26 protein-coding genes and 1 pseudogene are annotated in these 20,863 nt (G+C 64.3%); 7 read left to right on the forward strand and 20 right to left on the reverse strand.

Features of this window, described 5'->3' with window-relative positions; translation table 11 throughout:
* Positions 1 to 27: 27 nt before the first annotated feature.
* The 5 genes from I6F24_RS11980 to tolQ all read right to left on the reverse strand — a co-directional run bounded on the left by I6F24_RS11980 (position 28) and on the right by tolQ (position 3,803).
* On the reverse strand, positions 28 to 171 hold the full coding sequence (locus I6F24_RS11980) for a hypothetical protein (protein WP_225112956.1): 144 nt from the start codon (positions 169 to 171) through the stop codon (positions 28 to 30).
* Between the two features lie 78 nt (positions 172 to 249).
* The gene (tolB, locus tag I6F24_RS11985) at positions 250 to 1,596 is read right to left on the reverse strand and encodes a Tol-Pal system beta propeller repeat protein TolB (RefSeq protein WP_225112957.1); all 1,347 of its coding nucleotides are present in this window, start codon (positions 1,594 to 1,596) and stop codon (positions 250 to 252) included.
* Positions 1,597 to 1,626: 30 nt separating this feature from the next.
* Positions 1,627 to 2,586, reverse strand: coding sequence for a protein TolA (locus I6F24_RS11990; RefSeq protein ID WP_225112958.1), 960 nt, complete (start codon positions 2,584 to 2,586; stop codon positions 1,627 to 1,629).
* A gap of 4 nt (positions 2,587 to 2,590) precedes the next feature.
* Complete coding sequence (tolR, locus tag I6F24_RS11995) at positions 2,591 to 3,043, reverse strand: protein TolR (RefSeq protein ID WP_036021864.1); 453 nt, start codon at positions 3,041 to 3,043, stop codon at positions 2,591 to 2,593.
* 43 nt (positions 3,044 to 3,086) lie between these two features.
* Positions 3,087 to 3,803: a protein TolQ gene (tolQ, locus tag I6F24_RS12000; protein WP_225126318.1), complete on the reverse strand. Its 717-nt coding sequence runs from the start codon at positions 3,801 to 3,803 to the stop codon at positions 3,087 to 3,089.
* 421 nt (positions 3,804 to 4,224) lie between these two features.
* On the opposite strand from tolQ, the gene I6F24_RS12005 reads away from it, so the two are divergent.
* Entirely contained in the window at positions 4,225 to 4,743 is a 519-nt protein-coding gene (locus tag I6F24_RS12005) for a DUF2231 domain-containing protein (protein WP_225149238.1), read from the forward strand.
* A 7-nt stretch (positions 4,744 to 4,750) separates the two neighbouring features.
* Here I6F24_RS12005 and I6F24_RS12010 read toward each other — a convergent pair.
* Positions 4,751 to 5,520, reverse strand: a pseudogene (locus I6F24_RS12010) (serine acetyltransferase).
* A 255-nt stretch (positions 5,521 to 5,775) separates the two neighbouring features.
* On the opposite strand from I6F24_RS12010, the gene I6F24_RS12015 reads away from it, so the two are divergent.
* Positions 5,776 to 6,939 (forward strand): fatty acid desaturase, encoded by a 1,164-nt coding sequence (locus tag I6F24_RS12015; RefSeq protein WP_225112960.1) that lies wholly within the window; start codon positions 5,776 to 5,778, stop codon positions 6,937 to 6,939.
* Positions 6,940 to 6,972: 33 nt separating this feature from the next.
* Here the strand turns inward: I6F24_RS12015 and I6F24_RS37590 are convergent, their stop codons facing one another.
* The 6 genes from I6F24_RS37590 to I6F24_RS12040 form a co-directional block, all read right to left on the reverse strand.
* Complete coding sequence (locus tag I6F24_RS37590; RefSeq protein ID WP_276326279.1) at positions 6,973 to 7,107, reverse strand: hypothetical protein; 135 nt, start codon at positions 7,105 to 7,107, stop codon at positions 6,973 to 6,975.
* Entirely contained in the window at positions 7,104 to 7,361 is a 258-nt protein-coding gene (locus I6F24_RS12020; protein WP_225149239.1) for a hypothetical protein, read from the reverse strand. Before I6F24_RS12020 ends, I6F24_RS37590 begins: the two co-directional genes overlap by 4 nt.
* Before the next feature lie 254 nt (positions 7,362 to 7,615).
* On the reverse strand, positions 7,616 to 8,107 hold the full coding sequence (locus I6F24_RS12025) for a DUF2852 domain-containing protein (RefSeq protein ID WP_225149240.1): 492 nt from the start codon (positions 8,105 to 8,107) through the stop codon (positions 7,616 to 7,618).
* 121 nt (positions 8,108 to 8,228) lie between these two features.
* Positions 8,229 to 8,969, reverse strand: a complete 741-nt coding sequence (locus I6F24_RS12030; RefSeq protein ID WP_225149241.1) for a TetR/AcrR family transcriptional regulator — start codon at positions 8,967 to 8,969, stop codon at positions 8,229 to 8,231.
* Between the two features lie 124 nt (positions 8,970 to 9,093).
* A complete protein-coding gene (locus I6F24_RS12035; RefSeq protein ID WP_036021849.1) occupies positions 9,094 to 9,459 on the reverse strand; it encodes a YciI family protein in 366 nt (121 codons plus the stop codon).
* 48 nt (positions 9,460 to 9,507) lie between these two features.
* On the reverse strand, positions 9,508 to 9,912 hold the full coding sequence (locus I6F24_RS12040) for a YciI family protein (RefSeq protein ID WP_035998515.1): 405 nt from the start codon (positions 9,910 to 9,912) through the stop codon (positions 9,508 to 9,510).
* Positions 9,913 to 10,175: 263 nt separating this feature from the next.
* On the opposite strand from I6F24_RS12040, the gene I6F24_RS12045 reads away from it, so the two are divergent.
* The 3 genes from I6F24_RS12045 (at position 10,176) to I6F24_RS12055 (ending at position 12,262) form a co-directional block, all read left to right on the forward strand.
* Positions 10,176 to 10,964, forward strand: a complete 789-nt coding sequence (locus tag I6F24_RS12045) for an SDR family oxidoreductase (RefSeq protein WP_225149242.1) — start codon at positions 10,176 to 10,178, stop codon at positions 10,962 to 10,964.
* 114 nt (positions 10,965 to 11,078) lie between these two features.
* On the forward strand, positions 11,079 to 11,516 hold the full coding sequence (locus tag I6F24_RS12050) for a hypothetical protein (RefSeq protein WP_035998510.1): 438 nt from the start codon (positions 11,079 to 11,081) through the stop codon (positions 11,514 to 11,516).
* A 395-nt stretch (positions 11,517 to 11,911) separates the two neighbouring features.
* The gene (locus tag I6F24_RS12055) at positions 11,912 to 12,262 is read left to right on the forward strand and encodes a hypothetical protein (RefSeq protein WP_036021841.1); all 351 of its coding nucleotides are present in this window, start codon (positions 11,912 to 11,914) and stop codon (positions 12,260 to 12,262) included.
* A gap of 196 nt (positions 12,263 to 12,458) precedes the next feature.
* Here I6F24_RS12055 and I6F24_RS12060 read toward each other — a convergent pair whose 3' ends face one another.
* From I6F24_RS12060 to I6F24_RS12075, 4 genes are all read right to left on the reverse strand, one after another.
* Entirely contained in the window at positions 12,459 to 12,872 is a 414-nt protein-coding gene (locus tag I6F24_RS12060) for a VOC family protein (RefSeq protein ID WP_036021839.1), read from the reverse strand.
* 30 nt (positions 12,873 to 12,902) lie between these two features.
* The gene (gene kdpF, locus I6F24_RS12065; RefSeq protein ID WP_036021837.1) at positions 12,903 to 13,442 is read right to left on the reverse strand and encodes a K(+)-transporting ATPase subunit F; all 540 of its coding nucleotides are present in this window, start codon (positions 13,440 to 13,442) and stop codon (positions 12,903 to 12,905) included.
* 118 nt (positions 13,443 to 13,560) lie between these two features.
* A complete protein-coding gene (locus I6F24_RS12070) occupies positions 13,561 to 14,847 on the reverse strand; it encodes an RNA polymerase sigma factor (RefSeq protein WP_035998501.1) in 1,287 nt (428 codons plus the stop codon).
* Entirely contained in the window at positions 14,844 to 15,212 is a 369-nt protein-coding gene (locus I6F24_RS12075; RefSeq protein WP_035998498.1) for a YciI family protein, read from the reverse strand. Before I6F24_RS12075 ends, I6F24_RS12070 begins: the two co-directional genes overlap by 4 nt.
* 140 nt (positions 15,213 to 15,352) lie before the next feature.
* On the opposite strand from I6F24_RS12075, the gene I6F24_RS12080 reads away from it, so the two are divergent.
* Positions 15,353 to 16,318: a glyoxylate/hydroxypyruvate reductase A gene (locus I6F24_RS12080; protein ID WP_225149243.1), complete on the forward strand. Its 966-nt coding sequence runs from the start codon at positions 15,353 to 15,355 to the stop codon at positions 16,316 to 16,318.
* A gap of 15 nt (positions 16,319 to 16,333) precedes the next feature.
* On the opposite strand, the gene I6F24_RS12085 is transcribed toward I6F24_RS12080, so the two are convergent.
* Positions 16,334 to 17,014, reverse strand: a complete 681-nt coding sequence (locus I6F24_RS12085) for a TetR/AcrR family transcriptional regulator (RefSeq protein ID WP_225149244.1) — start codon at positions 17,012 to 17,014, stop codon at positions 16,334 to 16,336.
* A gap of 106 nt (positions 17,015 to 17,120) precedes the next feature.
* Between I6F24_RS12085 and I6F24_RS12090 the strand changes: the two genes are divergently transcribed.
* Positions 17,121 to 17,765: a glutathione binding-like protein gene (locus I6F24_RS12090; protein ID WP_036021833.1), complete on the forward strand. Its 645-nt coding sequence runs from the start codon at positions 17,121 to 17,123 to the stop codon at positions 17,763 to 17,765.
* Between the two features lie 36 nt (positions 17,766 to 17,801).
* Here I6F24_RS12090 and I6F24_RS12095 read toward each other — a convergent pair whose 3' ends face one another.
* From I6F24_RS12095 to I6F24_RS12105, 3 genes are all read right to left on the reverse strand, one after another.
* Entirely contained in the window at positions 17,802 to 18,569 is a 768-nt protein-coding gene (locus tag I6F24_RS12095; protein ID WP_035998489.1) for a transporter substrate-binding domain-containing protein, read from the reverse strand.
* A gap of 17 nt (positions 18,570 to 18,586) precedes the next feature.
* Positions 18,587 to 18,865: a cytochrome c gene (locus tag I6F24_RS12100; RefSeq protein ID WP_082641419.1), complete on the reverse strand. Its 279-nt coding sequence runs from the start codon at positions 18,863 to 18,865 to the stop codon at positions 18,587 to 18,589.
* 150 nt (positions 18,866 to 19,015) lie between these two features.
* Positions 19,016 to 20,734 (reverse strand): PQQ-binding-like beta-propeller repeat protein, encoded by a 1,719-nt coding sequence (locus I6F24_RS12105; protein WP_035998486.1) that lies wholly within the window; start codon positions 20,732 to 20,734, stop codon positions 19,016 to 19,018.
* Positions 20,735 to 20,863: the final 129 nt, after the last annotated feature.

Below are 20,863 nucleotides of genomic sequence, written 5' to 3' on the forward strand. Positions count from 1 at the left end.
TACGCGCGTCCTGTTCAGCGCGTAGTCTTACCCAGCCGAGATGAAGCTTTTCTGAGGGAACATCGTTAAAGTCGGGTTGTTTTTCGGCAATAGCGAAATGATTTTCGCTGGAATATCAAGCAGGTAGGCAAGCCTTGCCGGGCGCAAGGTGAAGGAAGTGTTGCCGGTCACGGCAAACTCGGAAAAAATCGGCGCGGTTTTTCGAAAACATCGCGCGTCTGAACGCGCGATGTTTCAACTGCGCCGTTGTCAGCCCGAGGTCGAGGACAACAGTGGCGACCATGCCGGGTCCGAGGCAAAACCCGGCGTCGGCACTTTCAATTCGTTGCGGCCGGAGATGTCGACCGAGTACAGCGACGGCCCGCCATTGCCGCCAGGATCGCGGAAGAACATCAGCACGCGGCCGTTCGGCGAGAAGGTCGGGCCTTCGTTGTGAAAGCCGGAGGTGAGCAGCCGCTCGCCCGAGCCGTCGGGCTTCATGACGCCGATCGCGAACTGCCCGCCGCCCTGCCGGGTGAAGGCGATGTAGTCGCCCTTCGGCGACCACACCGGCGTCGAATAGCTGGCGTTGGTGTCGTCCTTGGAGAAGGAGATGCGCTGCGCCTGTCCGCCGCCCGCACTCATCACGTAGATCTGCGACCTGCCGCCACGATCGGACTCGAAGCAGATGCGGCTGCCGTCGGGCGAATAGGACGGCGAGGTGTCGATCGCCGGCGTGTCGGTGAGACGCGTAGTCGAACGCGAACGCAGATCCATCACGAACAGGTTGGAATTGCCGCCCTGCTGCAGGCTCATGATGACGCGCTGGCCGTCCGGCGAGAAGCGCGGCGCGAAGGTCATGCCGGGGAAGTTGCCGACGATCTCGCGCTGGCCGGTCTCGATGTTGTAGAGATAGACCTTCGGATCGCCCTGGCCGAACTCCATGTAGGTGATCTCTTGCGAGTTCGGCGAGAAGCGCGGGGTCAGCACGAGATCGGAGCCGCGGGTCAGATAGCGCACATTGGCGCCGTCCTGATCCATGATCGCGAGCCGCTTGACGCGGCGCTCCTTCGGCCCGGTCTCGTCCACGAACACGACGCGGCTGTCGAAATAGCCCTTCTCGCCGGTCAATTTCTCATAGATCTGATCGGAGATGATGTGCGCGATGCGGCGCCAATATTCCGGCGAGGTGAAATATTGCTGGCCGGTGAGCTGCTGGCCGGAGAGGACGTCCCACAGGCGGAATTCGGCCTTCAGGCGGCCGTCCGGCTGCCGCGTCATGCGGCCGGTGACCAGAGCCTGCGCGTTGATGGTCTTCCAGTTCTCGAATTGCGGCGCGACGTCGATGTTGCTGATGCGCTCAATGAAGGCGGCCTGGTCGATCGGCGCGAACAGGCCCGAGCGCTTCAGGTTGTTGGTGATGACCTGCGTGACACCGTTAGCGACGTCGCTGTCGGAGGGCGAGCCGGGCACGAAGTTGCTGATCGCGATCGAGATGGGCTGAAATCCGCCGGGACTGACTTGAAGTCGCCCCTGCGCTGTCGCGGCGCCTCCGGCCAGCAGGGTGACTGACGATCCCGCGGCCGCGATGAATCCACGTCGCGTCAGAAATGGCATCTTGTTCACCTGAGTTAATTCATGTCTCATCTACTGCTGATCTTTCATATCGAAAGTCAGCGCAATCGTTTTCCAAGTGTCATACTGAGCTTTGGGCAAGAACGTGTAGGCCTGACACTGTTGGATCGCACGCTTGGCACTCTCCGCCATCGCATTTGCAATTGCCCGAGACGGTCCTCGAACCGCGACAATCACAGGCGCTGACGCGAGCGTTCCGTCGGGGCGCATCTGAATATCTATGTCGGCCGTAAACTGATCCCTGTCCTGAGCATCGTAAGGGAAATTGAAGCAGTGCTTGACGGCAGCGACGAAAGCTCCCTGCCAAGTCGCGACGTTGTTGGCGGCCGTCCCTGTCGCTGTGCCCAGCGAGGCTGATGCATTCAACGCCGAGCCGGTCTGCTCGTGCCGGGTCGCGGCGCGCTTGTCGAGGTCGCGCTGGATCTGCGCGGGATCGAAGGTGCGCTCCTTGGGCTTGGGCTGCTGCTGCGGCTGCACCGCCGCGACCTTCTGCTCCACGGGCTTGGGCGGCGGCTTCTTGGTCTCCATCTTCTTCTGCAGCTCGGCGATCGGATCTTCCTTGGCCGGATCAGGCTTCTTTTCCTGCGGCTTCGGCTCTTCCTTCGGCTTGGCCTCGGCGACGGGCTTCGGCGGCTCCGGCTTCTTCTCCACCGGCTTCTCGACCGGCTTCGGCGGCGGCTCCGGCTGGGAGTTGGTCTTGATCAGCTCTTTCTTCTCGGTGACCTTGCCGACGGCGTCTTCCTCGGGCTTGGGCTCCGCGATCTTCTCGACCTTCGGCTTCGGCTCTTCCTTCTTGCCGGTCTTCTGCCCCGCCATCATCTTGGCGAGCTGATCGGAGGAGATGATGTCGATCGGAAGCGATTCCTGCGTAGCGATGTAGGCCTTGCTGCTGAAGGTGACGAGCCCCCATCCCAGCACGAGGACATGCAGGGCAATCGACGCAACGAGTGTCTTGTCGACGTTCACCTTCACGGCCTCAAGACCCCTGATCCGCTTCCGTGACGAGCGCCAGCTTCTTGAATCCGGCGCCCGAGAGCTGGCCCATCACCTTGGCCACGGTGCCGTAATCCGCCTTCTTGTCGGCGCGCAGATAGATGCGTTCCTCGAGGCCGCCGCGCGCATCGGTGATCGCCTTCAGCTTCGGGATCAGCTCGTTCAGCGCAATCTCGGTGTCGTTGATGAACACCTTGCCCTTGATGTCGACCGACATCTGGATCGGCTTCTGGTCGTTGTTTTCGAGGCTCTTGGCACTGGTCTGGGGCAGGTCGAGCGGGACGCCGACCGTCAACATCGGTGCCGACACCATGAAGATGATGAGCAGCACCAGCATGACGTCGACCATCGGCGTGACGTTGATCTCGGCCACGACCGGCTTGCGCCGGCCGCGGCGCCCGCCGCCGCCGGACGAACTCGCAACGTTCATGGCCATGATCGCGTGCCCAGATTGCCCTTCACACTATACATGCCGTCCGTCAGCCCCGCTCGTCGATCTGACGAGACAGAATGGCTGAAAATTCATCAGCAAAGCCCTCGAGCCGCTGGGCCTGCCGGTTCACCTCGGAGGTGAACTTATTGTAGAAAATAGTGGCAGGAATGGCGGCGATAAGGCCGACGGCGGTCGCAAACAGCGCCTCGGCGATACCGGGGGCGACCACCGCCAGAGAGGTATTTTTCGAGGCCGCGATCGACTGGAAGCTCGACATGATGCCCCAGACCGTGCCGAACAGGCCGACGAAGGGGCCGGCGGAGCCGACGGTCGCCAGCACCAGAAGGCGCCGTTCCAGCCGCTCGACCTCGCGCGCAATCGAGACGTTCATCACCTTGTCGATGCGCATCTGAAGCCCTGCGACCGAGCGGGCATGGCTCTCGAACGAGCGCTTCCACTCGCGCATCGCCGCCACGAAGCAGGCCGCCATGGAATGCGTCGGCTTTGCCGACAGCGTGCGATAGAGCTCCTCGATCGACTCGCCGGACCAGAACGCCTGCTCGAACCGGTCCATCGAGCGGCGGGTGCGCGCGTAGAGAAAGATCTTGTCGATGGCGATCGCCCAGACCCAGACCGAGCAGGCCAGAAGCCCCAGCATCACCGCTTTCACGATCCAGTGAGCCTGCCAGAACAGCGCGATCAGCGACACGTCGGCGGAGGCAGCAACCGGAAGGGCTGTCTGAGCCAATTCGGCCGGATTCATAAGCAGTATCCTCTCAAGGCGATCGTTACCTAATGTCTTCGGCCAGCAAATCGCGGCCGGTGTTCCCCAACAGCCGCGCCGGACCCGCGCGGCGGGCAAGCCCGCTCAAAGCCTTGTCTTTCTGGGGTGCAGGGCTCGTCCAAAGGCTCGTCAAAAGCCGGCCGCCTGCATTCCCCGCCAAGATGTCAAAACTAAGGGGCCTCGACCCCAGGCCTTGACGTCGGGCTCCGGGCACGCCTGTCCGCACATACCAGAGCCCGCCGATGGTTAATGCGGGGTTACCGGCGGCGCATTTGGTTGCAGGAAAGACAGTCCGTGCAGGGGGATGGACCCCGGATCCCGTGTTCCGGACGCACCGGCCGGAGGAACCTGCTCTCGTGCCGAAAATTGTCCGGAAAATCACTCTCAGCGAGGTCCTGCCATGTCCATCAACCCCAAGACGACCGCCGCGATCGGCGATCACCCGCTCCACCCCATGCTGATCCCGTTCCCCGTCGCGTTCCTGGTCGGCGCCCCCATCGCCGATCTCGGCTTCATCGGAACCGGCGACGGTTTTTGGGCACGCGCCGCGATGTGGCTGATCGGCGCCGGCATCGTCATGGCGCTGGTTGCCGCCGCAGCCGGCTTCACCGACTTCTTCAGCGAGCCACGCATCCGCCGCCTGAACGATGCCTGGTACCACATGGTCGGCAATCTCGCGGCGGTGGTGCTGGCCCTGGTCAATTTCTATCTCCGCTACGCCCAAGGCGCGGAGGCGGCGATCAAGCCCTGGGGCATCGTGCTGTCCCTGGTCGTGCTCGGCATCCTTCTGTTCACGGGATGGAAGGGCTGGGAAATGGTCTATCGCCACCACGTCGCGGTGCTGGATGCGCCGGGCCAGACCAGCTCGGAGCCGGTCAACCCGCATCATGGCGGCGAAAGCCACCGCCGCGCCGCCTGAGCGACAGTCAAGCGGACGAAGCGGCCGCAAGGCAATTGGTGAGCCGCGCGGGATTGCCGATTGCGGTGCAGCCGCCAGGCACGTCACCGGTCACGACAGTCCCGGCGCCGATCTTGGCGAAGTCGCCGATCTCGATGTCGCCGAGGATGGTCGCGCCGGAGCCGATGAACACGCCGCGACCGATGCGAGGCGAGCGCATCGGCAGGTCGCCATGGCGTCCGATGCTGACATTCTGAAGGATGGTCACCTCGTCGCCGATGCGACATTGGCACCGATCACGATGCCGGTGGCATGGTCGAGATAAACCGACGAGCCGAGGCTCGCGGCCGGATGAATGCTGACCTGCAGGACGTTCGAAGCCTCGTTCTGCAACAGCAGCGCCGCATCACGATGGTCATGACGCCATAGCCAGTGCGAGACGCGCCAGGACTGCAGGGCGACATAGCCCTTGAAGTGCAGCAGCGGCGGCAACAATCCGGCGATGGCGGGATCACGGAGCATGATGGCGCGCAGATCGCGGCCGGCCGCTTCGACCAGATCCGGTTGGCCGCGAAAGGCATCGCGGGAAAACGTCGTGAAGCGCTCGCGATCGGCGGCGCTGCCGCCCAGCCGACGCCCGATCAGATCGGCCAAGGCAGCGGTAAAATCATCATGGGCAAGGATGGCATCGGCGACAGCCTTGCCGAAGACGGGATCCGCCGCTGCGGCGCGCCGCGCCTCGCCGCGTATCTCCTGCCAGAGGATGTCGCTCGCCACGATCGCAGTCTCCGTCCGCATTGCCGCCTGCGGTGTTTTGACGCTTGCTTCTCGCTGTCGAATATAGGACGCAGGCCGCCTGCGCGCCAATTGGCGTCGGCAACACGCGCGGCCACCTGTGCGCCATGCTCCCCGTAAGGCTACGGGCTTGCTTGCCAGAGAGCTGCGGCCAGCCTTCGGCCGAAGCCCGCGGTGGCATCCGCGGGTTTTGGTACCCGCCGGACGTCAAGCTGCCGGCCAGTTCCGAATCCACGTCATCCGAGGTCACGCTCAAATATGCCGCTCAACGCCCCCGCCGACGACCAGCACGACGACATCATGTATCCATCCGCCCTGCCGTTCCTGCTGGTCCATCTCGGCTGCCTTGCGGCAATCTGGTCGGGCGTCACCTGGCAGGCGGTCGCGATCTGCGTCTCACTCTATTGCTTGCGGATGTTCGCGATCGGAGCCGGCTACCATCGCTATTTCTCGCATCGGGCGTTTGCGACCAGCCGGGTGTTTCAGTTCATCCTGGCCTGCCTTGCGCAAAGCAGCGCCCAGAAGAGCGTGTTGTGGTGGGCGGCCAAGCATCGCCACCATCACCTGCATTCCGACACTGAAAACGACGTGCATTCACCGCGTCACCGCGGCTTCCTCTATAGCCATCTCGGCTGGATCTTTTACCGGCAGCACGACGCAACCGACCTCGTGAAGGTCGGCGATCTCGCCGCCTATCCCGAGCTGATGTGGCTGCATCGGCTGGAGCTGCTGCCGGCCTTCGTGCTGGCAGGGCTCTGCTTCCTGGTCGCAGGATGGTCGGGTCTGGTGGTCGGCTTCCTCTGGAGCACGGTGCTGGTCTATCACGCGACCTTCTGCATCAATTCGCTTGCCCATGTGCACGGGCGCAAGCGCTACGTGACCGGCGATGATTCCCGTAACAACTGGCTGCTGGCATTGGTCACGCTGGGTGAGGGCTGGCACAACAATCACCACGCCTATCAGAGCAGCGTGCGACAGGGCTTTCGCTGGTGGGAGGTCGACGTGACCTATTACATCCTGACGCTGCTGTCGTGGATCGGCGTCGTCTGGAACATGAAGGCGCCGCCCGAACAGGTGCTGCGCAACGAGCAGCCGCTGGGCGCGCGGGTCATCCAGCGGGCGGCCCGCGAGCTCGCCGGACGGTTCGATGCGCAAACCCTGGCGCATGCGATCTCGTCGGCACGCCGCCGGGCCGATCTCGCCCAGTTGCAGCTGCCGACGCTGCACGACATCCTCAATCGCGCGCATGAAGGTGTCGACGCGCTGACGCATCTGCATCTGCCGAAGATCCCGACACGCGAGGAGTTTCTCGCGGAGGCCAAGGCGATGTTCGCGCGAACGCGATCGCTCAACGAGATCGTCGACCACGCCTACGAATACTTCCTGGCCTCGGTGCACGCGCAACTCGCCACGGCGCGCTGAAACTCCACGCCATGCGACACCGGCCGGCAGCGGTCATGTTGCCGGGGCGCGTCCATCGCGGGCGCGGCCGGGGTCAGCCTGCTTGCGGAGGCTGAGCGCATAGAACCAGCCGCCTGCGGCGATCAGCACGGGCAGGACGAAAAGCGCGAAATCGCGGAGCAGGATCATGGGACGATACTTCCCTTCGCGAACGACACCGCGCGGCTGAGTGCGTACGATGCGCCCCAATATAGATAGGCGCTAAGAAACAACCGCCAGGACTCACCGAGCTGCCACTCCGGGTAGAGCTGAACTTCCGTGGGCCATCCATTGAGGAACGCGATCGCCACCGGGACGACCGGGCCGAAGCGCTCGAACAACACGGCCGCGCGCTCGAACAATGCGAGGCGCTGGCTGATGTGTTTGCGTTCAATATTGGTCATGATCGTGCCCGTCGGCGCCGCGGAGGCGCAGTCAAGGCTTGGTCGGTGCTCGCGCGGTCCGGGTTCTATCGATCCTGCACATCTGCGTGATGGGCCTCGCAAAGCCCTCGCAGGCGCTTCGCATCGCCAGGACGACCATCGAAGTGTGACATAAGCCAAACCGCCCGCCTGCGGGTTGCGCAGACGGGCGGCTCGGGGCCATCAGGACTTTGGGGGCATGCGCCTGAAGGCTTTGAGGGGTGCAATTCTTCGGATCAGCCCTGCTGCTGATCGGTCGGCGGCGGGGTCGGACGCGTCTTGTGCTGCGCCATGAACTGGTCGAACTCTTCCTTGTCCTTGGCGTGACGCAGGCGGTCGAGGAAGTTCTTGAACTCGACCTGCTCTTCCTCGAGCCGGCGCAGCGTCTCACTGCGATACTCGTCGAAGGCGCGGTTGCCGGAGGACGGCGGGCCGAAGCCAAAGCCAAAGCCCCGGCGCTCCATGCGGTCGCGCATGCGATCCATCTTGTACTGCATCTTTTCCATCTTGTTCTGCCAGCGATCCTGATTGCTCCAGCACGACATTCTTCTGCTCCCGAGTGTGAAAAAGAGAAGGGCAAGTCCGATCGGCCACCAGATGATGAAGCCGACAATGGTCACGGCGATCCAGCCGGGATGCCAGGGCGTGTCCAGCATGCGGGGGCGCTCGTAATATTGCTGTTGGTTCGACGGGCCGCGCCAGCGATTGACATCAGCGGTGTAGGCCATTTCCCTTCTCCATCACGGCACCAGCGCCGTTGTGAATGTAAATAACATTTACATAGCTAGACCATCCCGCGATTTTGTCAAGCTGGCAGCAAGACACGGCCGCGTGATTATTATCGCAATCTTATTTCGGCTTGCCCCAGGGGCTGCCGGGCGGCAGGCTCGAACCGGAGGGAGCCTCCGGCGGCACCGGCGGCGGCTCGGCGCCCCTGGCCGGAGGACGGCGGTCGATCGGGAAACCGAGGCCGCGCAGATAGATCAGCACCTCGGCCTCCAGCAGCTCGTCCGGCGACATCGGCAGCTTGCGTCGCGCAGCATCGCCGCGGGAAAACAGCGAGGCCACGCCATGCGACATCGACCAGATGTGCAGCGCCATCATCATCGCCGGCGGGCGGGGTGTGCCGGGCGGCGTCAGTGCGGCGAGCCGCTCGGCTGCGGCTCGAATGATGTTGAAGGCGCGTTCGCTGGCCGCCTGAAGTGCGGGATTGGCATCGACCGGCACGCCCGATTCGAACATCGCGTTGTAGAAGGCCGGCTCCGCGCGGGCAAAGGCGAGATAGGCCTTGCCGACGCGCTCGAAGGCGGTGACGGTGTCGGGCCGCCCGTCGTCCCACGCCGCCGACAGGCGCGCCTCGAACTGCTCGAAACCGCGCTGGGCGATCGAGGACAGCAGCTCGTCACGGTCGCGGAAATGCCGGTAGGGCGCCGCCGCACTGACTCCGGCCATGCGCGCGGCATCGGCGAAGGTGAAGCCGGCCGCCCCCTTCTCGGCGATCAGCCCGAGGGCCGCCTGCAACAGGGCTTCCTTCAGATTGCCGTGGTGATAGCCGCGCTCGGCGCGGCGCTGCTCCTTGCGCCAGCTCATGTGAACGAGCTTTACATGAGCCGGGCGTGAAGGTCACTAGCGGCGGCCGGACTGGTTAACCCGTATTTTCACGTCATTCCGGGGCGATACGGAGCATCGAACCCGGAATGACGGGTGACCGGGGCTACATCTCCGGAATCGGCAGCACGGGCATGACCTCGATTGCCTCGCCCGGGAAGATCGCAAAATGCGGATGGTTCTCGAACAGCTTTGCAGCGTCCTCCTGCGAGGCGGCACGCACCACCGTGAAACCGGTCAGCGCGTTGCTGACCTCGGTGATTCCGCTCCCGTCGATCCTGCGGGTCTTGCCGAGCGGGCCGCCCATCTCGACGATCACGGATTTGTGCTTCTCGACCCAGCCGTGCCAGGCGGCCATGCCCTCCTGCTCCTTCGCCTTCCGCTCGGCCTCGGGCAGCGCGCGCCACGCCGCCATTTTCGATCCGCTCGTGCTGCCGAGATAGACGGCGAGAAATTTGTGTTCGGTGCTCATGGGTTTTCTCCTTCAGATTGATTGGGAATCGCGCAGCCGCCGTCTCGTCTACGTCTTCAGGTCGCCGAACCCGGCGACGATCTCCTGCACTTCGGGCGAGTAGTCGGCCATCTCCTGCACCTGGCGGACCTCGATGATCTCGTTGGCTGAAGCGGGACATTTCTTGGCCCAGGCGATCGCCTCGGCGCGCGAGGCGACCTCGATCATCCAATAGCCGCCCAGGACTTCCTTGGCTTCCGCGAAGGGCCCGTCGGTGACGATGGGCTGGCCGGTCGCAAACGAGACGCGTGCCCCGGTCGACGGCGGGTGCAGCCCATCGAGCGTGATCAGCACGCCTGCGTCCTTCAGCGCCTCGTTGTAGCGCATCATCGCGGCGACGCGCTCGGGATCGAGCTGCAGCTCCGGCGGCGCGTTCTCGTAGCCGAGCGGGATCATCAGCATCATGAATCGCATGGGAGTTCCTTGCTGCTCTCAGTCATTCCGATATGTCCTGCGGGCGGAAACGGCCGGGCCCGCGTCCCCTCCAAGACGAACGGCCTTCTGCCGGGCCGACAGCGGGACAGAAATTATTCGAGGCCGCAGCGCAGCCGCGGCTGGCGCATTCTGGGCCGCATCGGGCTCGATCGGCTCGGCGAGGCCTTTCATGCCGGAACGAAAGCGCAGTAAAAGGAACCGGCGCTTCGCGCGCTGCTCCCGGACACAGGACAGATCAGGCAATGCCGCAAGCCCCGCAAAAAGTCGCCCTCGTCACCGGTGCCGCCCGCGGCATCGGGCTTGCGACCGCGAAGAAATTCCTGGCCGAGGGCTGGCGCGTGGCCCTGCTCGACATCGAGCACGAACTGCTCGGCCGCGCGGTCGCGGACATCGGCCAGAGCGAGGCGACGCTGGCGCTGACCTGCGATGTCGCCGACGCGGCCGCAGTCAGCACCGCAATGACGAAGATCGAGCGGCGGTTCGGCCGGCTGGACGCGCTGGTCAACAATGCCGGCATCGCGGTGTTCGCGCCGCTGATGGAGACGTCGGATGCCGACTGGCGCCGCGTGCTCGAGGTCAACCTCACCGGACCGTTCCTCTGCACTAAGGCCGCGGTGCCCCTGATGCGCGACGGTGGTGGCGGCGCCATCGTCAACATCACCTCGATCTCAGCCGTGCGCGCTTCGACACTGCGCTCGGCCTACGGCACCAGCAAAGCAGGCCTTGCACACCTTACCAAGCAGCTCGCGGTCGAGCTCGCCTCCCTCAACATCCGCGTCAACGCGGTCGCACCGGGGCCGGTCGACACCGCGATGGCGAAGCAGGTGCACACCAAGGAGATCCGCGCCGACTATCACGACGCCATTCCGCTCAACCGCTACGGCCTGGAAGAGGAACTCGCGGAAGCGATCTATTTCCTGTGCTCGGGCCGCGCGAGCTACATCACCGGCCAAATTTTGGCCGTGGACGGCGGCTTCGATGCGGCGGGCATCGGCCTGCCGACGCTGCGCGGGCAAAGGCGCAACGGGTAGGCGCAGGATTTGTAGGGTGGGCAAAGGCGCAACGCGCCGATCCCAAATTTGCGGTGCGGATGGTGGGCACGCTACGCTTTGCCCACCCTACGAAAGCGAGTTGGTGGAGAGTTCATGCAACGCATCACCTTCCTCAAAGCTCTGATGCTTGCATCCGCGCTGCTCGCCGCCGCGCCTGCGGCGGCCGAGATCCGCATCATCCAGTCCCCGGGCGGACAGGTCGGGCCGTTCCTCGATCTGTTCGAAAAGGTCCGCGACAGTGGCGAGCGCGTGGTGATCGACGGCCCCTGCCTGTCCGCCTGCACGCTGGTGCTGAGCATCGTGCCGGGCGAGCGCATCTGCGTCACCAAGCGCGCCGTGCTCGGCTTCCATGCCGCACGCTCGGTTGACCGGCGCGGCCGCTTCTATGCCGAGCCGGAAGCATCGGTCGCGGTGCTTGCCGCCTATCCCGGTCCGGTGCGCGACTGGATCAGCCGACGTGGCGGTCTGACCTCGCGGTTGCTGCTGTTGAAGGGGCGCGATCTCGCCGCGATCTATCCGCGTTGCCGCTGATACAGCCGGCAGCCGCCACCGCTTTCAAAACAGCGTCTGGATCACTGGCGCCAGCTTCGCGCTGGCGCAAATGAGCATTCCCCAAAGAGCAAAGTTGATCTGTAGCGCCGCCGCCATCGGTCGCTCCCCTTGCAAGTGACGTCCATCCCAGTTTGTAGCTTTTATGACTCACCAATAACGATTCTGACGTGCAGAGCACAGCCCAATCTTGCGCCAATTGTTGTGCGATGCAGCTCGCTTCACGAAGCGGCCTCACTGCGTCCGCAAAGTGATGCGAAAGCACGACTCATATTCGGCCATGCCGGCAAGTTTGTTTTGCCTTGAGTTCCATTGAACCGACGATGCGCGTGTCTCACGCAGATTCTGCGCGCCGATTGTGGAGGCAAAAGCCCGGCATGATTCGACACGGCTTGATCGTGCTCACTTTTTGCACAGCGCTGATCGGATGCGCAGAGGCGCCAGCGCAGGAACGCCGCGCCATTGCATGGGATGGCCTCGGCAAGGATCCGAACCGTCCGCATGTGGCCAAGCGGCGCGTCACGACCGGCGCGCCGGCTGCAAGTGATCCCAATCAGGAGCGCGAAAAAGTGCTCGGCACATTGCGCGCCTATTCCGAGGCGTGGTGGGCGGTCCAGGACGAGATACAGGCGGAGAACGACAGGAAGCTGGGCGCCAAGCTCGTGATCTGTCCTCGCTGCGTGGAATCGTCGCCGCCGCCCGAGGACGTCACCGGATCAATCCGGTGAAAGGACAACGGCTGATCGGCGCCTAACGTAACGAAACGTACGTCCCCTCTCCCGCAGCATTGGAGAGAGGCATCGCAACGCGACGGTCGCGCCCAAAGCGCGATGCGATAGGATAAATCGTCATCGCGCTTTAGGTTGTTGTTTGAGCATGATCTTTTCGGAAAACCGCTTCACACTTTTCCGGATCATGCTCCTATCACATGCCCTCGGCCGGGCAGTTCACCATCCAGGGAATGCCGAACTTGTCGATGCACATCCCGAAGCCCTTGGCCCAGAACGTCTTGCTGAAGGGCATGGTGACGCTGCCGCCGTCGGCAAGCGCGTTGAACTTGCGCTCACCATCCACGGGGTCCTTGACTGTAATCGAGATTGCAAAGCCCTGCGGCTTCTGGAAATGCTCGGCCGGCGAGTCGGAGGCCATCAATACCGTGCCGTCCGGCAGTGACATCCGCGCATGCATGATCATCTTCTCGCGGCCGGGCGTAGCCGGCACCTCCGGCGGAGCATCCGATGCGCGCATCATCGCGTCGATCTTGCCGCCGAGAACCTTGGCGTAATAGTTGAACGCTGCTTCGCAATTGTCCTGGTAGAACAGATAGGGATTGAGCATCGTTTCTCTCCTCTTCGTTTGCAGTGAGGCTTATTGCTTCTCGGTGAGCTTCTTCAGGCCGGCGAGGCCGGTCTCGAAATCCTTGCCGATCATGCTGTCCATGTTGAAGAACACCTGCATCAGCTTGGACATGAACGGGGCCGGACCGTACATCGCCCATGTGACGAGTGTGGCATCGCCTTGCGGCACAAAGGTGAACTCGGCGGTGTTGTGGCCTTCGAACGGCCGCTCGAAATCAAGCTTGATCCGGAGCTTGGTGGGCCCGGTCGCCTCCAGGATCTCCATATGGCCGGCGCCGACCTTGTTGTCGCCCTCCCAGGCATAGGTCGCACCCTTCCCTGCCGCGGTTCCGCCGAACGTCCGCTTCATGGCGGGATCGCGGGTCTCATACGGCGACCAGGCGGTCCAGCGATGGAAATCGGCAACCAGCGGATAGATCACAGCGGCCGGTGCCCTGACGGCGAGCGAGCGTTCCACACGGAACGTGTCGGGTTTCGTCAGGGCGAAGACGAGGACCGCGGCAAGGCCGGCGGCGAGAACGATGGCGATGACGGCAATGGCTTTCAGCATGGATGGCTCTCCGTGGATACGGAGCCTAGGACGAACGGGGGAGGCCCCGGCCCGACAATGGGACAGAAATTCTTTGGCGCACTGCGCACCCCACGTCCTGGCGTGGAAACAGACGGGCCTACTTCGCCTTGGCGCTTTCCTTTGCCTTCGGCTGGCTGTCCCGGATCAGGCGATCGAGATGCATGCGGATGTGGGCGGCTTCGGCCGAGGTGTTGGCGAGCGCGATGGCGCGGTCGAAGGCGATTCGGGCTTCGTCGTTGCGGCCGAGCTGCATCAGGAAGGCGCCGCGCACGCCGTAGAAATGGAAATAATTGGCGAGCTTCGGCGCCAGCGGCTCGATCAGCTCGAGCGCGGCCTGCGGCCCACGCACCTTGGAGACCGCGACCGCCCGGTTGAGCGTCACCACCGGCGAGGGCTGCACCACTTCGAGCGCGCCGTAGAGCAGGTCGATCTCCGTCCAGTCGGTCTCCTCCGGCGTCGCCGCGCGCGCATGCAGGGCGGCGATCGCGGCCTGGATCTGGTAGGGCCCGCTGCGGCGGTGGCGCATCGCCTTGTCGATCAGCGCGAGGCCCTCCGCGATCATGGTGCCGTTCCACAACGAACGATCCTGATCGTCCAGCAGGATCAGCGACCCGTCCGCGGCAAAGCGCGCCGCGCTGCGCGCGTGCTGCAACAGGATCAGCGCGGTCAGGCCCATGATCTCCGGCTCGCTCGGAAACAGCCGCAGCAGCAGCCGCGCCAGCCGGATCGCCTCCTCGCACAGCGGCTTCCTGATCTCCGCGGTGTCACCGCTCGCCGAATAGCCTTCATTGAAGATCAGGTAGATCATCGCCGCGACGCCGGCGAGCCGTTCAGAGCGCTCGACCGCGCCCGGCGCCTCGAACGGCGTCCCGGCCTCGGCCACCTTTGCCTTGGCGCGCGTGATGCGCTGCTCCATCGCCGCTTCCGAGACCAGGAACGCGCGGGCGATCTGCTTCACCGTGAGGCCCGAGACGATGCGCAGCGCCAGCGCGATCTGCTGCGTCGCCGGCAGTCCTGGATGGCAGCAGATGAACATCAGCCGCAAGATGTCGTCGCGATAGTGCGAGCCGTCGAGCCGCTCGGCCAGTTCGCCTTCGGCGTCGTCGAGATCGGAGATCGCCTGGTCGTCCTCAGGCAGCGGCTGCTGCCTGCGCGCGCGTCGCACTTCGTCGATCGCAACGTTGCGGCCGACCATGATCAGCCAGGCCGCGGGATCGCGCGGCGGCCCATTCTGCGGCCAGGTCTTGAGCGCGCGCAGGCAGGCGTTCTGAAACGCCTCCTCGGCGGTGTCGAGATCGCGGAAATAGCGCAGCAGCGCGCCGACCGCCTGGGGTCGCGCCGAAGTCAGCGCAGTCTCGATCCAGGCGGTATCGGCCTCGCTCACGTCAGGTTTCCTCCGGGCCGGAACACGCCGACGGGACGCACCTCATAGGCGCCGCCGGGATTGGCGGCACCCAGCTCGCGTGCGACGTCGAGCGCGTCGTCGAGATTCTTGCAGTCGACGATGTAGAAGCCGAGGAGCTGCTCCTTGGTCTCGGCATAGGGACCGTCGAGCACCAGCGGCGGATCCTCCTTGCGCAGCGTCGCCGCCGCGGTCGTCGGCAACAGCCGCGCCACCGGCCCGAGTCGACCCTGCCTGGTGAGCTTCTCCTGCACCACGGTGAGCTTCTTCATCACGGCCTCGTCCTGTTCCTTGCTCCAGGAGCCGACGAAATCCTCATCGTGATAGCAAAGAATGGCGTAAAGCATGGGCAGCACTTCCCTCGTCTGTTCTGAAGACGCGCCAATATGCCCCGCCCCGACAGCGCTGCGGAAAAAATTTGCAAGAAAAATCCGGCAGATCGTGCCAAGGAGGGCCTTCTTGCGCGGAACCTGAAGAGGCACTTCGAATGACCATGGGCACACTGGCCGTCCTGATCAACAGCACGCAGCAGAACTGGCTGCCGGAGCGCTGGAAGGCCCGCTTCGACGCGGTCTGCGGGGGACGCCGCGTGGTGCTGCTGCCGGACGCCGGGCTCGATCCGGCGGAGGTGCATTATGCGGCGGTGTGGAAGCCGGTGCCCGGCGATCTCGGTGCGTTCCCCAATCTGCGGGCGATCTTCAACCTTGGCGCCGGCGTTGACGCGCTAATGGCGGACAAGAGCCTGCCCGAGGTGCCGCTGGTGCGCGTCGCCGTGCCCGATCTCACCAATCGCATGACCGAATATGTCGTGCTGCACGTTCTGATGCATCACCGCCAGGAGCTTTACCTGCGGCAATCGCAGCGCGAGAAGCGCTGGGAGCCCAGATATCAGTGGCCGGCGAGCGCGATCACGGTCGGCGTCATGGGGCTGGGCACGCTCGGCGCCGATGCGGCCGACGTGCTGCGGAGGCTCGGCTTCCGCGTCGCCGGCTGGAGCCGCAGCCCGCGCACGTTCGAGGGCGTCGAATGCTTCCACGGCACTGCAGGCATGGACGCGTTCCTGCGCAACACCGACATCCTGGTCTGCCTGCTGCCCCTGACACCAGACACGCACGGCATCCTCAACCGCGAGGTCTTCGCCAAGCTCAATCGCAACAGCCCGCTCGGCGCGCCGGTGCTGATCAATGCCGGCCGCGGCGGCCTGCAGAACGAGGCCGATATTCTCGCCTGCCTCGACGACGGCACGCTCGGCGCCGCCTCGCTCGACGTCTTCGTGCAGGAGCCGCAGCCGAAGGACAGCCGGTTCTGGACCCACCCCAAGGTGGTGTTGACGCCGCACAATGCCGCCGACACCGACGCGGATGCGATCTCGGCCTATGTCGCCGAGCAGATCGCCCGGTTCGAGGCGGGCGGCGCGCTGGAGAACGTGGTGGATCGAACGCGGGGATATTGAAGCTTCGCTTCCAGCTTATCCTTTGGCGCCGATCATCACGTCGATCGCGCCCTTGACGATCGCCTCCAGCTCCTTGCGCGGTACGCGGGCGCGCGAGCGGATGGCGATGGTGTGGATCGTGGCCGATGCGATCTGCGCCAGCGCGAATGGATCGGCGCTCTCCGGCAGCTCGCCTTTCTCCTTGGCGCGGCGGAAGCAACTGGCAAAGGCCTTGTCGAGCCCGGTGAGGCCGTCCAGCACCATGGCGCGGATCTCGGGATCGCCGACCGCCTCGGACGCCGCGGTGACGACCGTGAAGCAACCGCGCGGTCCGGTGTCGCCGGACAGATAGATGTCCAGCGCGGCTGCGTAGATGCGCTCTAGCCGCTGGCGCAGCGGCATCTCCTCGCGGAAGATCGCGACCATCGCCGCGCCCGCCTCGTCGCGGTAGCGCTGATAGCTCTTGATGTAGAGCTCGCGCTTGTCGCCGAAGGCGCCGTAGAGGCTCGGCCGGTTCATGCCGGTGGCGGCGCTGAGATCGTCGAGCGAGGTGGCCGCGAAACCCTGCTTGCGGAACAGATCGAGCGCCTTGCCGAGCGCGACATCGGGCTCGTAGGCGCGCGGACGGCCGCGGCGCTTAGGCCCACCGCGACGCTCGGACTCGCCGCGACGCTCGGGCTGATTGGCAGCAGCTGGCGGCTTCGATTTTTGTACCATTCCGCAAGTTATTCCTTGACCTCACCCATATTATGCAAGATGGTACAAAAATCAATCTGGCCAGGTTGAGCGACACCCAAAGAGGAATTGCCCAAGGAGGCTACAGATGGATCTCTATTTCTCGCCGCTTGCCTGCTCGATGGCGACACGCGTCGCGCTGTATGAAGCAGGCGCCGAGGCGAACTACCTCGAAGTCGATCCGCCGACCAAGAAGGTCTTGAGCGACGGCTCCGACTTCCGCACCGTGAATCCGATCGGCCTCGTGCCGACGCTGCGCACCGATGAAGGCATGGTGCTGACCGAGAACGCTGCGATCCTGCAATATGTCGCGGACCGTTTCCCGCAAGCCGGCCTCGGCGCGAGCGCCGGCATCGAGCGCACGCGGCTGCATCAATGGCTCTGCTTCATCGGCACCGAGCTGCACAAGGGTCTCTTCATCCCCATGCTCGACCGCAAGGCGCCGCAGGAAGTCAAGGCCTATGCCCTGGAAAAGAACCTGTCGCGGCTCGACTATCTCGACAATTACCTGAAGGGACGCGAGTTCCTGCTCGACCATTTCAGCGTGGCCGATGCCTATCTCGTCACGGTCATCAACTGGACCATGGCGACGCCGCCGATCGAGCTTGCGAAATGGCCGAACCTGAAGGCGTATCACGAGCGGCTGCGTCAGCGACCTTCGATTGCCAAGGCGATCGCGGAGGAGTTCGAGCTGTACAAGGCCGAGCTCGCTCGGAAGAAGGCCGCGGCCTGAGGCCGCACGCGAGCTCCGTAATCGCGCGGCAGCGCGCTATCTCGGCGCCTGCAGCGCGATGCCGTAGCGGCGGTAGATCCGGTCGATCGTGCCGTCGCTGCGCAGCCGCTCCACGGCTGCGTCGATGGCTTCGCGCAACGCATCGTCCGGGCGGACCATGCCGACGCCGACGTTCCAGTTCAGATCGGCCGTGCTCTCGTCGCGATCGAGGATCCGGAGCGGTTTGTCCGGGTGGGTCAGATTGAAATAGCTGGCGGCGGTGGGCGTGACCGCGGCGGCGTCGATCTCGCGGTTCGACACGGCCTCCAGGCTGTCGCTCTCGAAGCCGAAGGTCGATATCGGCACGCGCCGCTGACCGATGATCATGGCTGCGATCGATCCAACCTGCACGCCCACCTTGGTCGATTCGTTGAGGCTGGCGAAGGACGTGAGCGTGCTGGATGACGGCACGGCGAGCGCGACGCCTGTGCGATAATAAGGCTTGGAGATTCTCAGACGGGTTTCGCCTTGCGCTTCGCGATCGGCGATGACGTCCAGGAGAATGTCGCAGCCGGCGCTGCGCATCTGGTACTGCGTGATGATCCAGTCGAGCCGCAGCGAGACACCGAGCTCGCGTGCCAGCACCCGACCGAGTTCGACCTGGAAGCCGGGCGGATCGCCGGTCTTGTGCGCGAAGGGAAGCGAATTGGGATGTGCGCAGAGCCCGATCACGCCGCTGGAGCGGATCGCCTCCAGGGGGCGCGCCGCCGCCTGCCCCGACAGGACGATGGCGGCAGCGACGATGACCGGGGCAAATGTCTTCATTCCACACTCTATGCTAGTCAGCCGTCGCGCGGTTTCAGGGCGCGGATGTACTTGACCATCTGGTCGATCTGGGCGTCGGTGAAGGCGCCGTCAAAGGCCGGCATCGCTCCTTGCTTGCCGAGCTTGATGCGACTGCGGATATAGTCGTCGTCGCGCGGCGAATTCATCAGTTGCGGCCCCTTCCCAGCGGCCCGGCCACCGTCGGAGTGACAGAAGCCGCAAGTCCCCGCAAACACCTGCTCGACCTCGAACGCCGCGTTCTCCGGTACGGGTGTGGCGGATTGGGCCTGGGCCATCGCAGCCCACAGCAACGAGGCGCCCAGCCCCGCCAAAATCGTCTTGCAAGACAGTCTCAACAGCTACGCTCCATTCCTGAGCCACGCGGCCGCGACATCGATCGAGGAGCGGGCTTGCGCCCGCTCCATGATCAGAACATCTGCGGCAGACTATTTCAGGCTGAAGACGACCAGGGCGCCGTCGTCACGCGGCATGCTCTTGTAGACGCCGCCGAAGTTCGGCGCATATTCGTCCGCCAGCATCCCGCCGAAGCCCGCCGTCACCGCGATATATTGCTTGCCGCCGACGGAGTAGCTGACGATCCCGCCCTGATGGCCGGTGCCGTTGTTGTGCCTCCATAGCTCGGCGCCAGTTTCGGCATCATAGGCGTGCAGCACGCCACGCGAATCAGGCACGAAGACGAGGTTGCCTGCGGTCGACAGCACGCTTCCGAGCGGAGGCTCGGGATAGCGAACCTCCCATTTCTTCGCGCCCGTGATGGGATCGCGCGCGTCGAGATGTCCGTAGATCTCGCCACCCGGAGGAGGCACCATCTTGAAATCGGCACCGATGTTGAGCTGGACCTGCGGCGTGGTGACCGGCGTCGTCTTCTGGATATCCAGCGTCATGCACCATTCCTGTCCGATCTTGTAATAGAGACCGGTCTTGGGGCTGTAGGAGCCGGCGTTCCAGCTGATGCCGCCGCCGATGAACGGACACAGCGGCGGTTCGGTGACCTTGCCGACCGGGAAATCGCGACGGCCGATCAGGGCGCCGGTCTTGGGATCGATGTCCTTGACGAAGTTGATGTTCTCGACCAGCCGCCAGACGTTCTTCACTTTGAGATTGCGGTCGTAGACGAAGACGAAGCCGCCCTTGTTCGGATGGACGACGTATTTCTGGCCGTCACGCTCGAGCATCACGAATTCGCCGACCGAGCTGTCGAAGTCCCAGGCATCGTGCGGCAGTTCCTGATGGTAGAATTTCAGCTTGCCGGTATCGATGTCGAGCCCGATCACCGAGCTCGTATAGAGGTTATCGCCGGGACGCGCCCCCTGGGTCTTGTAGTCCGGACCCGACCAATCGTAGAGCGGCGCCGGATTCGCAGTGCCCCACAGGACAGTGTTGGTCTCGGAATCGTAGGTGCCCGGCATCCAGCCGCCACCACCGCCGGTGCGCCAGGACTCGTTGCCCCAGGTCTTCATCGCCTCTTCGGTGCCTGCGACCGTGAGGAACTCCCACTTCTTCTTTCCGGTTGCGGCATCGAGCGCGAAGATCGGGCCGCGGCCCGGCCATTCGCCGCCTTGCGCGCCGATGATCACGCTGCCCTTGGCGTAGAGCGGCGCGCCGGTGAAGCCGACCGTCAGCTTCTGCGAGTCGATCAGCCTGGTCTCCCAGAGAACCTTTCCGGTCTTGGCGTCCAGCCCGAAGACACGACCGTCCATGGTGCCGACGAAGACCTTGCCTTCGCCGAGAGCGACGCCGCGGTTATAGGGCGAGTGGGTCTGGCGGCTGATCAGCGCTTCATCCAGCTCCGGAAAGAACGACCAGATCACCTCGCCGCTGGCGCCGTTCAGCGCGAAGACCCGGCTGTAAGAGCCCGAATAGTACAGCACGCCGTCGGCGACGAGCGGCATCGACTGCAGGCCGCGCGTCGATCGCCCGGGAATGTGCATCCATGCCACGCCCAGATTGCCGACATTGCTCGTATTGATCTGTGTAAGCGGGCTGTAGTGATGGGATTTGTACGAACCGTGATAGGTGAGCCAATCGTTCTGGCCGGCGGCCTCGATCCGGGCCGTATCCACGGACTGAGCCAATGCCGCCGTCGCTGCAAGTGTCGCAACGACAACGACAGCCAAGGCCGAGCTGAGCCACTGTTTCCTCATTTGCACTTCCTCCCGCTCTTGTGTTTGTTGATTGCGTCTCGTGAATGCGGCTTGCGAGGGGTATTTGCAGTTCAGTGTGCGTCGATCGTCCTCCATCGGACCGAATCGTCAACAGACGTCCCCTCTCTC

It is taken from the genome of Bradyrhizobium sp. BRP23, from assembly GCF_020194135.1.
Lineage (GTDB): Bacteria > Pseudomonadota > Alphaproteobacteria > Rhizobiales > Xanthobacteraceae > Bradyrhizobium > Bradyrhizobium yuanmingense.

Bases quoted from the DNA above. Each gene is read 5' to 3' on its own strand.
- I6F24_RS12090 (WP_036021833.1), top strand. From the start codon at position 17,121: ATGGATCTCTATTTCTCGCCGCTTGCCTGCTCGATGGCGACACGCGTC.
- I6F24_RS12045 (WP_225149242.1), top strand. From the start codon at position 10,176: ATGCCGCAAGCCCCGCAAAAAGTCGCCCTCGTCACCGGTGCCGCCCGC.
- I6F24_RS12050 (WP_035998510.1), top strand. From the start codon at position 11,079: ATGCAACGCATCACCTTCCTCAAAGCTCTGATGCTTGCATCCGCGCTG.
- I6F24_RS12020 (WP_225149239.1), bottom strand. From the start codon at position 7,361: ATGACCAATATTGAACGCAAACACATCAGCCAGCGCCTCGCATTGTTC.
- I6F24_RS12005 (WP_225149238.1), top strand. From the start codon at position 4,225: ATGTCCATCAACCCCAAGACGACCGCCGCGATCGGCGATCACCCGCTC.
- I6F24_RS12040 (WP_035998515.1), bottom strand. From the start codon at position 9,912: ATGCGATTCATGATGCTGATGATCCCGCTCGGCTACGAGAACGCGCCG.
- I6F24_RS12035 (WP_036021849.1), bottom strand. From the start codon at position 9,459: ATGAGCACCGAACACAAATTTCTCGCCGTCTATCTCGGCAGCACGAGC.
- I6F24_RS12060 (WP_036021839.1), bottom strand. From the start codon at position 12,872: ATGCTCAATCCCTATCTGTTCTACCAGGACAATTGCGAAGCAGCGTTC.
- I6F24_RS12080 (WP_225149243.1), top strand. From the start codon at position 15,353: ATGACCATGGGCACACTGGCCGTCCTGATCAACAGCACGCAGCAGAAC.
- I6F24_RS12085 (WP_225149244.1), bottom strand. From the start codon at position 17,014: ATGGTACAAAAATCGAAGCCGCCAGCTGCTGCCAATCAGCCCGAGCGT.
- I6F24_RS12055 (WP_036021841.1), top strand. From the start codon at position 11,912: ATGATTCGACACGGCTTGATCGTGCTCACTTTTTGCACAGCGCTGATC.
- tolB (WP_225112957.1), bottom strand. From the start codon at position 1,596: ATGCCATTTCTGACGCGACGTGGATTCATCGCGGCCGCGGGATCGTCA.
- I6F24_RS12105 (WP_035998486.1), bottom strand. From the start codon at position 20,734: ATGAGGAAACAGTGGCTCAGCTCGGCCTTGGCTGTCGTTGTCGTTGCG.
- I6F24_RS12095 (WP_035998489.1), bottom strand. From the start codon at position 18,569: ATGAAGACATTTGCCCCGGTCATCGTCGCTGCCGCCATCGTCCTGTCG.
- tolR (WP_036021864.1), bottom strand. From the start codon at position 3,043: ATGGCCATGAACGTTGCGAGTTCGTCCGGCGGCGGCGGGCGCCGCGGC.
- I6F24_RS12025 (WP_225149240.1), bottom strand. From the start codon at position 8,107: ATGGCCTACACCGCTGATGTCAATCGCTGGCGCGGCCCGTCGAACCAA.
- kdpF (WP_036021837.1), bottom strand. From the start codon at position 13,442: ATGCTGAAAGCCATTGCCGTCATCGCCATCGTTCTCGCCGCCGGCCTT.
- I6F24_RS12075 (WP_035998498.1), bottom strand. From the start codon at position 15,212: ATGCTTTACGCCATTCTTTGCTATCACGATGAGGATTTCGTCGGCTCC.
- I6F24_RS12100 (WP_082641419.1), bottom strand. From the start codon at position 18,865: ATGGCCCAGGCCCAATCCGCCACACCCGTACCGGAGAACGCGGCGTTC.
- I6F24_RS12015 (WP_225112960.1), top strand. From the start codon at position 5,776: ATGCCGCTCAACGCCCCCGCCGACGACCAGCACGACGACATCATGTAT.
- tolQ (WP_225126318.1), bottom strand. From the start codon at position 3,803: ATGAATCCGGCCGAATTGGCTCAGACAGCCCTTCCGGTTGCTGCCTCC.
- I6F24_RS12030 (WP_225149241.1), bottom strand. From the start codon at position 8,969: ATGAGCTGGCGCAAGGAGCAGCGCCGCGCCGAGCGCGGCTATCACCAC.
- I6F24_RS37590 (WP_276326279.1), bottom strand. From the start codon at position 7,107: ATGATCCTGCTCCGCGATTTCGCGCTTTTCGTCCTGCCCGTGCTGATC.